16 protein-coding genes are annotated in these 13,030 nt (G+C 45.2%); all 16 read right to left on the bottom strand.

Annotated features, from left to right (window positions below; all coding sequences use genetic code 11):
* Positions 1-13: 13 nt before the first annotated feature.
* The 16 genes from MHB49_RS12510 to MHB49_RS12435 all read right to left on the bottom strand — a co-directional run bounded on the left by MHB49_RS12510 (position 14) and on the right by MHB49_RS12435 (position 13,003).
* Positions 14-808: a phosphatidate cytidylyltransferase gene (locus MHB49_RS12510; protein WP_247902182.1), complete on the bottom strand. Its 795-nt coding sequence runs from the start codon at positions 806-808 to the stop codon at positions 14-16.
* A gap of 16 nt (positions 809-824) precedes the next feature.
* Positions 825-1,592, bottom strand: coding sequence for an isoprenyl transferase (locus MHB49_RS12505; RefSeq protein WP_024630247.1), 768 nt, complete (start codon positions 1,590-1,592; stop codon positions 825-827).
* Positions 1,593-1,681: 89 nt separating this feature from the next.
* On the bottom strand, positions 1,682-2,236 hold the full coding sequence (frr, locus tag MHB49_RS12500; protein ID WP_024630246.1) for a ribosome recycling factor: 555 nt from the start codon (positions 2,234-2,236) through the stop codon (positions 1,682-1,684).
* Positions 2,236-2,964 carry a UMP kinase gene (gene pyrH / locus MHB49_RS12495; RefSeq protein WP_024630245.1) on the bottom strand — a complete coding sequence of 243 codons (729 nt, stop codon included), beginning with the start codon at positions 2,962-2,964 and terminating at the stop codon, positions 2,236-2,238. The genes frr and pyrH overlap by 1 nt, the downstream gene beginning before the upstream one ends.
* Positions 2,965-3,193: 229 nt before the next feature.
* Positions 3,194-3,844 carry a translation elongation factor Ts gene (gene tsf, locus MHB49_RS12490; protein WP_062326078.1) on the bottom strand — a complete coding sequence of 217 codons (651 nt, stop codon included), beginning with the start codon at positions 3,842-3,844 and terminating at the stop codon, positions 3,194-3,196.
* Positions 3,845-3,960: 116 nt separating this feature from the next.
* Positions 3,961-4,659 carry a 30S ribosomal protein S2 gene (gene rpsB, locus MHB49_RS12485; protein ID WP_024630243.1) on the bottom strand — a complete coding sequence of 233 codons (699 nt, stop codon included), beginning with the start codon at positions 4,657-4,659 and terminating at the stop codon, positions 3,961-3,963.
* Between the two features lie 273 nt (positions 4,660-4,932).
* Complete coding sequence (locus MHB49_RS12480; RefSeq protein ID WP_405156314.1) at positions 4,933-5,565, bottom strand: hypothetical protein; 633 nt, start codon at positions 5,563-5,565, stop codon at positions 4,933-4,935.
* 3 nt (positions 5,566-5,568) lie between these two features.
* The gene (locus MHB49_RS12475; RefSeq protein WP_405156313.1) at positions 5,569-6,141 is read right to left on the bottom strand and encodes a hypothetical protein; all 573 of its coding nucleotides are present in this window, start codon (positions 6,139-6,141) and stop codon (positions 5,569-5,571) included.
* 65 nt (positions 6,142-6,206) lie between these two features.
* Complete coding sequence (locus tag MHB49_RS12470; protein ID WP_405156312.1) at positions 6,207-6,521, bottom strand: hypothetical protein; 315 nt, start codon at positions 6,519-6,521, stop codon at positions 6,207-6,209.
* Between the two features lie 52 nt (positions 6,522-6,573).
* Positions 6,574-7,983: a DUF342 domain-containing protein gene (locus tag MHB49_RS12465; protein WP_405156311.1), complete on the bottom strand. Its 1,410-nt coding sequence runs from the start codon at positions 7,981-7,983 to the stop codon at positions 6,574-6,576.
* 67 nt (positions 7,984-8,050) lie between these two features.
* Positions 8,051-8,839, bottom strand: coding sequence for a FliA/WhiG family RNA polymerase sigma factor (locus tag MHB49_RS12460; protein ID WP_247902176.1), 789 nt, complete (start codon positions 8,837-8,839; stop codon positions 8,051-8,053).
* Positions 8,840-8,854: 15 nt separating this feature from the next.
* Positions 8,855-9,298, bottom strand: a complete 444-nt coding sequence (locus tag MHB49_RS12455; RefSeq protein ID WP_247902175.1) for a hypothetical protein — start codon at positions 9,296-9,298, stop codon at positions 8,855-8,857.
* A gap of 4 nt (positions 9,299-9,302) precedes the next feature.
* Positions 9,303-9,800: a chemotaxis protein CheD gene (locus MHB49_RS12450; RefSeq protein ID WP_247902174.1), complete on the bottom strand. Its 498-nt coding sequence runs from the start codon at positions 9,798-9,800 to the stop codon at positions 9,303-9,305.
* Complete coding sequence (locus MHB49_RS12445) at positions 9,793-10,386, bottom strand: chemotaxis protein CheC (protein WP_090807429.1); 594 nt, start codon at positions 10,384-10,386, stop codon at positions 9,793-9,795. The genes MHB49_RS12450 and MHB49_RS12445 overlap by 8 nt, the downstream gene beginning before the upstream one ends.
* Before the next feature lie 37 nt (positions 10,387-10,423).
* Complete coding sequence (locus tag MHB49_RS12440; protein WP_053783811.1) at positions 10,424-10,885, bottom strand: chemotaxis protein CheW; 462 nt, start codon at positions 10,883-10,885, stop codon at positions 10,424-10,426.
* Positions 10,886-10,927: 42 nt separating this feature from the next.
* Positions 10,928-13,003, bottom strand: coding sequence for a chemotaxis protein CheW (locus MHB49_RS12435; RefSeq protein ID WP_405156310.1), 2,076 nt, complete (start codon positions 13,001-13,003; stop codon positions 10,928-10,930).
* Between the last annotated feature and the right edge of the window lie 27 nt (positions 13,004-13,030).

The following is a 13,030-nucleotide window of genomic DNA, read 5'->3' as shown; positions in this document are numbered from 1 at the left end:
CTTGTGCTCATCTTTAATAGGGCAGAAGCATTAGTATATGTACGAATGGAAAAACGACAATCCAGCTGTCGCATCGATCCAGAATACCACCATGCCCCGGGAGCAGATTGCCGGAATCCTTGATGTTATACACACGTTTGTATGCAGATTGAATCAGATCTCCCATCTGTCCTACAACCGCGCACGCAATTCCAATCCATATCGCTCTTTGCCAAGACAACAAGCCGTCCGACACCCATGCAAAAACAACAGAAGTGACTACCGCGATCACAATACCACCCAGCGCACCTTCCACCGTTTTGTTAGGACTGATCGAAGGCCAGAGTTTGTTCTTTCCGATCATTTTCCCTACAAAATAGGCACCTGCATCACTCGCCCAAATGGAGCCCAAAAGCAGAAACGTCCAGAACAACCCATGATGCAAATGTCTGGATTCCGCAATGTAATAAAAACCGATTCCAATATACATTACTCCCAGAAAGAGCATGGCAACAGTATTTACAGGGATCTTATTTTTAGTTACAACAGAGGCCGTCATTAATACTAGCATCACAAGCCAGCCGATCTGGAATAACGTTAACGGTCTGGCTTCCCATACCATTTCCCAAGGAAATACAATCGCAAATATACCTGCATAACCGATTAGGGCTACACCTGAAAAAGGCTGTACCCCGGTCATTCTCACAAATTCATAATAACCGATGAGAGCCATAAGCAATACCAAGCCATGGTACCAGGGTCCGCCCAGCATGCAAAAACCCAAGAACAACACACCTGCTATGATTCCTGTCGTTAATCGCTGTTTCAACGGCTTCATCCTCCATCTATTTCAAACCGCCGTAACGCCTTGTTCTGCGCTGATATTCGGCTACTGCTTCAAGCAAATGCTTTTTGCCAAATTCGGGCCAGTATATATCCGTAAACCATAATTCGCTATATGCAAGCTGCCAAAGCATGAAATTACTTAATCTTAACTCCCCACTCGTCCGGATTAGCAAATCCGGATCAGGCATATCTCCAGTAAGCATATGTCTGTCAATGAGTTCAGGTGTAATGTCCTCTGCCGATAGTTCCCCCGACTTTACCTGCAGAGCGATCTGTTTGACACAGTCCGTCATTTCGCGACGACTTCCGTAGTTCATTGCAAAATTCAAAACAAGCCCTGTGTTATGTTCCGTAAGACGAATAGCTTCACGCAAGGCATTAATGGTATGGGAAGGCAAGTGCTCCTCTTGACCCATCATACGGATGCGTACATTTTTTTCTATAAGTTCATCCAGCTCTATCGCCAAAAATTCTTGCGGAAGCCGCATCAGAAAATCCACTTCTTCTTTTGGACGCGTCCAGTTTTCTGTCGAAAAAGCGTACATCGTCAGATATTTGATGCCCAGTTCATCCGCCGCGATGGTCGCACGTTTAACAGCCTTCATCCCATTCTGGTGGCCAGCTATTCGTGGGAGACCCAAACGTTTCGCCCATCGTCCATTGCCGTCCATAATGATGGCGACGTGCTGCGGGATATTATCCTCGGATATAGTCAGCGTTTCCTGCTTGTCAGCCCCATTCCACCACGACCGAACCCGTTTGATCATTCCTGTTCCTCCAAAATCCCTGAAGTTTCTTCACCTGAAGCTTGGAAAAAGAGACAAAACCCCACCGTATTGGAGGGGCTGCACTTGTCTTACACTTCCATGATTTCTTTTTCTTTGGCAGCGAGTACCTTATCGACTTCAGCAATAAACTTGTCGGTCGATTTTTGGATGTCGTCTTGATGTCTCCGGGACTCGTCCTCGGAAATGTCTGACTTCTCCATTTTTTTAATATCATCATTCGCATCACGGCGAATATTACGAATGGCTACTTTGCCTTCTTCACCGAACTTTTTCGTCAACTTCACAAGTTCTTGTCTGCGTTCTTCCGTAAGTGCTGGAATGGACAGACGAATCATCGTTCCGTCGTTCGCTGGCGTAAGGCCAAGATCGGATTTCATAATTGCACGCTCAATGTCCCCCATGGAGGATTTATCCCACGGCTGGATCATCAGTGTCCGAGAATCCGGTGTGCTGATGTTAGCCAATTGGTTGAGCGGAGTCATTGCACCGTAATACTCCACTTGAATCCGGTCGAGAAGAGCCGGAGTTGCACGACCTGCACGCAAAGTGGCAAGATCACGTCGTAACGCTTGAATCGCTTTATCCATACGTTCTTCGGCATGTTTTTTAACCGCTTGTGGCATTAATCTACACTCCCTTTAACGATTGTCCCGATGCGTTCACCAAGAACAACACGTTTGATGTTACCTTGTTCCGTAATGGCAAATACGATCAACGGAATGTTGTTATCCTTACAAAGTGAGGACGCCGTTGAGTCCATTACACCAAGATCTTTGTTAAGTATATCCATGTAAGTCAACTGATCAAACTTGACAGCAGTGCTGTCTTTAAACGGATCTGCTGAGTATACACCATCAACTTTATTTTTGGCCATCAAGATGACTTCTGCTTCAATCTCTGCTGCGCGCAGTGCTGCTGTTGTATCGGTGGAGAAGAACGGGTTACCTGTACCTGCTGCAAAAATAACGACCCGGCCTTTCTCCAGATGACGAATAGCTCTACGACGAATATAAGGTTCAGCGATCTGCTGCATGGCAATCGATGTCTGTACGCGTGTAGGCACTTCGATCTGTTCCAGTGCATCTTGCAGCGCGAGCGAGTTCATAACCGTCGCCAGCATCCCCATATAATCCGCAGTCGCTCTGTCGATGCCGTTTTCGCTACCTGCAATTCCGCGCCAGATGTTTCCGCCGCCACATACGATAGCAACCTGCACACCTAGTTCAACTACTTCTTTTACTTGCTGGGCAATCGACGAGATCGTCTCTGCATCAATACCGTAGCCATTTTGACCGGAAAGAGACTCTCCGCTGACCTTTAAGACAACACGTTTAAATACTGGCTGTTCCAATTATTCACCCTCCACTTTGAATTGAACACCCTCGGTGTTCAACCAACAAAACTTCTCGCGCATGGCCTCCTGCTTAAAAAGAAAGGAACACAGTTGTGTTCCGCTCTTTTAGGAAAAACGTTCAACCGGTAAGGCATTGTTTTCCTGGGATATAAGGGAGTAGCGCTTCGAAGTTTCATCATTCTTATATCTTCGAAAATCATTCCTGCTTGCCGGTTTAAAAACCGTCTTATTTGTTTACTTGGGACATAACTTCTTCTACGAAGTTGTCTACTTTTTTCTCAAGACCTTCACCCAGTTCGTAACGAACGAAACGACGGATGGAGATGTTTTCACCGATTTGGCTGATTTTTTCATTCAACAGTTGGGAGATTGTTTTGTCAGGATCTTTAACAAAGGTTTGCTCCAACAAGCAGAATTCTTCGTAATATTTACCGATACGGCCTTCAACCATTTTCTCAACGATTTTTTCTGGTTTGCCTTCGTTCAGAGCTTGAGCTTTCAAGATTTCTTTCTCTTTTTCCAGCTCTTCTGTAGGCACTTCTTCACGAGTAACAAATTTCGGGCTCGCTGCTGCGATTTGCATAGCGATGTCCTTAACGAAATCTTTGAATTGATCTGTTTTACCTACAAAGTCTGTTTCGCAGTTCACTTCTACCAGTACACCAATACGACCACCAGCGTGGATATAAGATTCTACAACGCCTTCAGTTGCTGCACGGCCAGCTTTGCTTGCTGCTGCTGACAGACCTTTTTCACGAAGCAATTCAGCTGCTTTCGTGATGTCACCGTTTGCTTCTTCCAGAGCTTTTTTGCAATCGAGCATACCTGCGCCCGTTTTTTCACGGAGTTCTTTTACTGCACTCGCATTAACTGCCATTATTAATTCCCTCCAAAAATAAGTAATTGTACGTACACTCTAAAAAAAGGGCAGTGAGAGGTTATCCACCTACCAACCACCCTTTTCATTTAATTCATTAGATATGTTCGAATCTATTAAGCGGAAGTTTCTTCGCCTTGGTTAGCTTCGATAACGGCATCAGCCATTTTACCTGTCAACAGCTTAACGGCGCGGATTGCGTCGTCATTACCTGGGATAACATAATCGATTTCATCCGGATCGCAGTTAGTATCAACGATACCTACAATTGGGATACCCAATTTGCGAGCTTCCGCAACAGCGATACGCTCTTTGCGTGGATCGATGATGAACAGGGCGCTTGGCAGGCCTTTCATATTTTTAATACCGCCCAAGAATTTCTCCAGACGATCTTTTTCTTTGCGAAGCAAGATAACTTCTTTTTTAGGCAATACAGCGAAAGTACCGTCTTCTTCCCAAGCTTCCAACTGCTTCAAACGATCAATACGTTTTTGAATAGTTGAGAAGTTAGTCAGAGTACCGCCGAGCCAACGTTGGTTAATGTAGAATTGACCAGCGCGTTCAGCTTCTTCTTTAACGGAATCTTGAGCTTGTTTCTTAGTACCCACGAAAAGAATTGTACCATTCTCTCCTGCGATTCCTTTAACGAAGTTGTAAGCCTCTTCGACTTTTTTCACCGTTTTTTGCAAATCGATGATGTAAATTCCGTTTCTTTCAGTGAAGATATAACGATCCATTTTTGGGTTCCAACGACGAGTTTGGTGACCGAAGTGTACCCCAGCTTCGAGAAGCTGCTTCATGGAGATTACTGCCATCTTCACACACCTCCTAATATGGTTTTTATTGTGTCCTCCGCCGGCATCATTTTTCGCCAAGACTCTCCATCAGGAAAGCACCCTCAACAAAATTAGCACATGCGTGTGTTTTAACACCGTTATCTAATATAGCATAACTGATTGCCTGATGCAACAGTCTTTCAAACTAATTTGACTCGAGCAAGAAGGTGCCCTTCCATGCTAATTTTATATCCAGAGTAGAAATGCGAGACTTCCACATTTATACAAAAGAACCGTCCTGCCTGAGCGAACTCAGCTTGACGGTTCTTTTGTAATCTTGGCGATAATCGATTTGAAACTCTCGCCTTTCTGCAAGTCATAGGTGCCTACCTGTATTTTGGTATTAATTCGTTCTGCTCTTCCAGCTTGTATAAAAGCTTGTGCACTATCAACAATCCCAGCTTTCTCCAAATTCCCCGCTACAATGGCCAGACTGTTGCCTGAACGTACTTTGAAAGATACGGTATCCGTAGCTTTGGGACTGCTAGGGGTTGACGGCTCGCTCGTCTTTGGCTGATTGACTTCATTCTGCTTGTCACTATCATTGGTGACAGGTTGCTTGGGAATGTCGGGTTGCTCGGGTTTCACAGCAGACTCTGTGGCCTCCGGTGCCGTTGCCGTTTTCCCCTGCAGTTCACTGCTTTCCTGTTTTTTCTTCGCCACCCACTCTGCTTCTGTATACAGCACATCATCAGAAGCAACAACCCTCATATCCATACTTTTTGCGGCCGCTTCCAGCTGTTCCTTCGTCAGGTTAGCTGTAGCCAAATCCGCGTCGAGATTACTTTCAGATAATGCGTTTTGTCCAACCGTTGCAAGCTGCAGCAATACCGCACCAACAATCATCCCACTTCCAATTCCAATCCATAAGGAGCGCTTATCCATCTGTTAGCTCTCCTCCCGTTCTGCCAACTGTAAAATCAGCTGTACTTCTCCACGTTGTATGCCCGTCTGCTTGGCAATGGCATCCACTGACTTTCCTTCAGCATATAAATTAAACAGCTCTGCATATCGGTCCTTAATGGATTCCCGTGTCGGCTTCAATTCTTGAACAGGGGTCTGTTCTTCTGCTTCTAATACGTGTTGGACCGATTCTGCTCGCACACTATCTACAAGCGCTTGAGCTTGCAATCCGCTTGCGCTATGTACCGGAATGCTCTTGGGAAGTGTGTCTGTTTCTGTCGTTTTACTTTCTTCCAGTTGATCCAGCCTCCGCTGTAATTCCTGCAGCTGTGATTGCATACGCAGATCTGCCGCCGTCGCTTCACCCTTCATTTCAGCAACACGCTGAATGAGAGCATCATTGTCGTTTTCTATCTCTGCCATATAGTGTTCAAGCGTAGATTCCATCTCTTGCACCAGGCGATGCCCAGGCTCCTGCACTTTGTTTTTCTTGGGCATGATGAGCGCATATGCAATTGCGCAGGCTCCTAATATGACAATAATGATCCATGGTGACAAATTGGGTTCTCTCCTTTAATGCAGCCATCGAGGTTCAAAACCACATGTGAGTCACATGTAATCCATTACAACGACAGGTCAATATGTTTTCCTTTGTATGGATGCTCGGCAGGCTTGGCAGTTTCCAGCGCTGTAGTAGCTTCAGATTCGTTGATACCCTTCTGCTGCTCTTTGTTTCTAGATTGACCATCACGTACATCTGTGTGTGATGTTTCATCCATTGCCTCGCTTCGTTGCCTTGCTTCATTTGCTTCTTTAGCCGTTTGTTCCGCTAACAGGTTCTGGTCAATGACCGGTCTCTGCTGAGCTTCATTTTGATAACGCCCTGCCTCACTTGTTCTAGGTACGGCAATCTGCAACTCAACCGCTTTGAAACTCATACGCTCACCTCACGGTATCGAATGGATTTCTTCATGTGCTTGAATGCTGTACTTAAACGAATGGAACCATTGTTATATCCCCGTCATGATAATAAAAAGATATTCTACTAATCGGATCTTTAATAAATTTGGTGTATCTGCCGATAACTATTCTAGAGCCACCATAAATCATCTTATGAATATCGACGCGAGCCCTGCTTGTATCTTCAAGTACCTTCTCAATTTCAAAGATACGCGTTTTCGTTTCCTCACTAAGACGAAGGGCAGATTTTTGTGTAGCACTCAGTTTGATTCGCATGGACATTTTATCCGGACTCAGTTGGCCTGCAGCAGCTAACTGATCCAATAATGTCAATGCCTTTTTCGTTTTATCTAAAGCATCCATCTGCTCCCTGACTTCCTTCCGCAAGTCATTCAGCTCATTGCGGAGCTTAGGCAATACCCCGACTTCAATGGAAGTCACAGTAGACATGCTGTTGCCGACGACGCGTGCCGAGACGTTTTCACCAGCCTGGATGGAACCGCCAACGATAAGTCCTTTTGTGCCTTCACAAATTACCGCATTACCTGCACGAATCGTTGAATGCATAATACTTTGGGATACCAGGACATTTTCAGCCGCATCGACGTTACCTTCTTGAATAAAGGTGCATTTTACATTATGCCCTGCTTGTATAAGCCCTTTGTTATAACCAATAATACCGCCGGTAATTTCGACAGAGCCACCTGCTTCCAACTCCGCCCCCTCGACACCTCCGACGACACGTATATCCCCCGCTGCTTTTACTTTAAAACCGGTAAGCACATTGCCGCGGATGACAACGGTACCCACAAAATCAATGTTACCAGTGTTATAATCCACATCGCCATTGATCTCGTATACCGGAAACACATTCAATTTGTTGCCATCGGTTTTGGTAACCAATCCATCCAGAGCGGCATACATGGCAGACCCTTCCGGGTTAACGACAACATTTTTTCCCACTTTGAACCGTGCTTCTTTCCCTGGACGAAACGGTATTTCTTCACCAGTTACAGCCTTTCCCGCTGTGCCGTCCACAGGAGGAACTCGTTCGGCAATAATTTGACCTGTTCGAACATTGTTTAAGCGGGTCACTTCTTTGTAATCCACTTTTCCATCCTCTGCCTCCAGAGGACGCCGTTCATTAGAATCATCCATACCAACCAGTACCTTGATGAATCCATCCGTTCCCTGTACCGGTTTAATACCTTCAGCGATCTTATATTGATCCTTCACATACGTTTCAGGATGACTTGCAAAAACAAGCAACGCTTCGCGCAGCACACCATACTTAATACCCTGACTCGCTATATATTTTTCGAGCTCTTCCGGTGTACAGGAAAAACCCTCTTCCTGTTTGGAAAACTCAAGGTAGGCGGTACTTTTATCATCTGATAAAACAATGCTCAAACACTGTTCCAGAACAGTCTGCTGTGTCAATGCATTTCTTCCCCCTTTTGGCTTTCCACTCCCCAATATCCAAATGTCTAAACTCCATATTTATATATTAATCTTTACGCATAAGTAAGTCTTTCTGTTTATCCAGTGTTCCACGTAACCTCAAAATAGCCTTTGAGTGTAACTGCGAGATGCGTGACGGAGAAAGAGACATTACCTCAGCAATTTCACTAAGAGACAGGTCTTCATAATATAAGAGTGAAACAACCGTTCTTTCTTTGACCGTTAATTTTTCCAGGCCTTGCACCAGAGCATCTTTTAAGTAGAACTCATTGACTTTATAATCCGGATTTTTGGCTTTTTCGTCAACCATTAATGAAAGACGAGTCTCCGACTCTTCTTCCCGGATCGGGTCTTCTAGCGAGCAAAGTGACATAACTGCCACTTCCTGAAGCATATGCTGAAAATCTTTCGTAGACACGTCGAGATACTGACTCATTTCTTCATCACTAACAGAGCGTAAATATGTCTGCTCTAACTGCTGGTAAGCATCTTCGATCCGCTTGGCTTTCTCCCGCACGGAACGAGGAACCCAATCTCCCTGACGCAACCCATCAAGGATTGCACCACGCACCCGCCAGGATGCGTACGTTTCAAATTGCAAACCACGTTCATAGTCAAATTTCTCCAACGCATCAATCAAACCCATGACTCCATTGCTCTCCAGGTCATCTTTCGGGACATTTTTGGGTAGACCGACAGCCAAACGCCCGGATACATAGTTTACAATGTGAAGATACTTTTCGATTAAACTTTTCTTAGCTTCCAGATCGCCCTGTTCTTTCCACTTTTCCCACAAGTCAGCGTGGTTCAAATGCGAAGCTTTACGCTCGTTCAATTGCTTTCACCCTCCTTATTTGTCTGTCAGGTGACGAACGGCCTGCGCCAACTCCTCCGGATCCTTGGTCCGGACAAGTTTAGGCGGATCCAAAGGGGCAAATCCCGTTGGAGCTTTCGTCTCAGATGGTGGCAAATTCTCCCCGGAGGAGACATTCTGTCCAGGTTTGAGCAAGTCGTTCAGCTCTTGCCCATCATCTTCGAGTTTAATGTCCACCTGTGAACCTCTTAGTTCTTGAGCATCCGGTGAATCGTAACCATACCCATTCCTCTGTGTTTGAGGGTTCAGCAGCAATCCCAGTCCCCAGCGCAAACCATAAGCAAGGACAAACCAGGCTGCAAAGCCGATCAACCCGCGAATTAAACTGGTCATCAACACATTGCTGCTGTAAGCTACAAAAAAAGTCAGAATAAATCCGACTATGCCTGCTCCAAGATTAATGCGGTAGTTTCCCATCATAGTCTTATAGTTCCTTTACACCCATTTGGACACTTCGAATAGTCAAGAGTCCAGTTTCACAATCCATTTCAATCGTTCTTCCATAATTCCCGCCTGTATCTTCGGCAAGAAGTGGAATTCCAAGCTTATCTAACCATTCTCTACAAGAATCCGCATTCCTTGGTCCGATACGCATCGTATCCCCTGCCCCCGAAAAGGCAAACATTTGAGAGCCTCCAGCCATTTTGGATACAATACGTGAACGAGAAGCACCCAGTTGTATCATTCTTTGTAACAATTCGGGCAATGCCGTGTCTGCATATTTGGCTTTGTTCAAACTTCCTTCACGAGCAATCTCTGAAGTGGGGAGCATGACATGCGCCATTCCGGCAAGCTTCAAATGCGGATCATACATTGTTAATCCCACACAAGAGCCCAAGCCAGTCGTACGGATTACGCCGGGTAGATGAGCAATGTTCAAATCCGCCATACCGACTTTAACGACGCTTTTGTCCTCAATCATGATCCAGTGGCACCCCTAAAGATTCAAATATCTTTGCAAATGACGGCGGATCCGGAATCAGGAAAAATTGACCCTCTACCTGATCTTCACCTTCAAAGAAAGACGTGTCAATCAATAATGCATCATCACCCATTTCACCAAACTGCAACAGACCATAACTCAAAATGGCTCCTGCCATATCAATAGCAAGTCCAGGAACGGTTGGATACATAGATAGCTTTGTAAAATCTGCCAAAGAGGAAAGGTATGAGCCTGCCAAAATATTACCGATTTCGGATAGAGCCGATTGTTCCATTTCCGTGAATGCAAGACCTTCCTTCAGGTCAAAGCCAGCAAGACGGTTCAGCAGCATTTTGGCAGCTTCAGGTGCCATCATAAAGAACAGATTACCTGGCGCTTCGCCTTCAACACGAAGAAATACGGTAACAACGATACGTTCATCTCCACCCACTTTTTCAGCAACTTCTTCAAAAGGAAGCATCTGTACTGTAGGAACGCCCATGTCAATCGGTCTATTAAGGAGCTGAGACAACGCCGTTGCGGCGTTGCCTGCTCCAATGTTACCGACCTCTTTGAGCACATCCATTTGGAGTCCCTCAAATCGGTTGAACAGTTCCACGGTGTTAGCCCTCAATACTTTCCAGCTGTACAATCTCGCTTTTATTTAATACTTCGTTCAGGTTAAGCATAATCAACAACCGTGCATCCTCCAGCTTGGCTACACCGCGCAAATATCTTGCCTTAACCCCACCAACCACTTCAGGCGGACTATCGATAGCATCACGCTTAATATCAATAACATCATTGGCGGAGTCAACGATAAACCCTACTTGCATGTCATCCACACCTACAATGACAATACGTGTTTGATCCGTGTATTCTGTTTCCGGCAAAGAGAAGCGACCGCGCAGATCGATAACGGGAATAACGACACCACGTAAGTTAATAACTCCTTTTACAAAAGAGAATGTCTTGGGAACACGGGTAATTGGCATCATACGTTCAATGGTTTGAACCTTGTCAACCTCAATGCCATACTCTTCGGATCCTAATTTAAAGACAATGACTTTCAACTCTTCTTCCATGAAAAAAACCTCCCTATTAAATGTAAGACTTAGTTTGAGTGCTTATTTAATAAATGCATTAGGGTCAAGAATCAGAGCTACTTGTCCGTCTCCCAGAATCGTTGCACCGGAGATCCCTTCAATGGCAGGAAGATAAGTACCCATCGATTTAAGAACAATTTCACTCTGTCCAATAAATTCTTCAACAGCGATAGCTGCAAGACGCTCCCCTTTACGGATGACCACAATTTCCGTTTCCTGTTCGTCCGCATCATTGAAGTCAGGTACTCCGAAAACTTCGCTTAATGAAAGGTACGGAACCAAGGACTCTCGGAACGTGATCATTTTATTGCCATGAATGTTGCGAACCTGTTCACGCTGTACAATGGCTGTCTCCACAATGGAAGACAACGGAACAGCATACTTCTCGGATCCAAGTCGGACAAGCATCGCAGCGATGATGGACAGTGTCAATGGTAATTGAACAGAGAAGTTGGTGCCTTTCCCCGGTGTCGAATGAATCGTAACATTGCCACCAAGTGAAGTGATTTTGGATTTCACAACATCCAAGCCTACTCCACGGCCGGAGATATCCGAGATTTTATCAGCGGTACTGAAGCCTGGTGCAAACAACAGCTGGTTGACTTCATCATCGCTCATTTTGGCACCTTGTTCTTCGGTGACAACTCCGCGCTTAATCGCTGTTTTCAAAAGATTATCGCGATAAATGCCTTTTCCATCATCTTCAATTTCAATGAATACATGGTTTCCGCTATGGAAAGCGCGAAGGTTAACGGTTCCCATTTCTGGTTTTCCTGCTGCCACACGCTCTGCGATTGATTCAACCCCATGGTCAACAGCGTTACGCAATAAATGCACCAGTGGATCGCCAATCTCATCGATTACTGTCCGATCAAGTTCAGTTTCGGCACCTGAAATGACCAGGTCGATCTTTTTGTCAAGTGTTTTAGCCAGGTCACGAATCATACGTGGGAAACGGTTAAACACTGTATCTACAGGAACCATCCGCAGCTTCAGTACAATATTTTGCAAATCTGTGCTGACTCTGCTTAGATGAGCTACCGTATCGGACAAATCATTATTGCCCGTCTCACTGGCCAACTGTTCCAGACGCGAACGATCGATCAATAACTCGCTGAACAAATTCATTAGTACATCTAAACGTTCAATATCCACTCGGATGGTACGTGAAGGTGCAGCAGCTTGTTTAGGTGCAGCTGTTTTGGTGGCTGCCGGTTTCTTTGGTTCTTCTTTCGATAAAGAATTTGATGTCGATGGTGCATCTACTGGAGCAGGAACAGGTACAACTTCTACTTCAGCTGTGGCTGCTGCCTGATTGGTCATTTGCTGGAGAGTCTCTTGATCCAGCTGAATGACCTTGGCACTTTCAATTTCAGAGATGCTCATAATGCCTTTTTCAAGTTCCTGCGCCTCTTTGGTCGTTATGTAATACAACGAAAAACTGCGCTCAAACTTCTCTTGTTCGATATCCTGAACGGTTGGGAACGATTTAACAATTTCACCCGAGCGTTCCAGCAGATCGAAGACCATATATGCACGTACACCCTTCAGCTGGCTTTGCTCGCTGACAAGAACTTCAATATAAAGCACGCGGTGACCTTCAGCTATGGACTGATCCAATACGGAATACTGGAATTCGTCCAGTTCAACCGCACTTGGTGTTACTGTACTTGGGGATGGACTTACTGCGGCTGCGGGAGCAGTACCTCCCGTCCATTCACCACTCTCAATGGCTTGGAGAGAAGCTACGATGGAGGAGACATCCGCTTTACCTTCTCCACCTCCGGTAATATCCTGGACCATATTCTCCAAAGCATCCAAACTTTTGAACAGGGTATCAAAAATGAAATCCTGCATTTTCAACTTTTCGTTGCGCACCAGATCCAGCACATTTTCCATTTTGTGCGTCAATGATGCCAAATCCTCAAAACCCATTGTAGCAGCCATACCCTTCAACGTATGAGCAGAACGGAATATGACCTGAACAATTCCCAGATCCTCCGGACTGCCTTCTAATTGAAGCATATTTTCGTTAAGGGACTGCAGATGATCATTAGACTCATCAATAAACATAGATAAATATTGATTCATGTCCATTGTGAGGCACCTCCTCCATGAGTTACA

Origin of the sequence: Paenibacillus sp. FSL K6-0108 (assembly GCF_045040695.1) — a bacterium.
Classification (GTDB): domain Bacteria; phylum Bacillota; class Bacilli; order Paenibacillales; family Paenibacillaceae; genus Paenibacillus; species Paenibacillus pabuli_B.
Note: the sequence above shows the minus strand (reverse complement) of the source record. Positions and strands in the feature narration are given on the sequence as shown.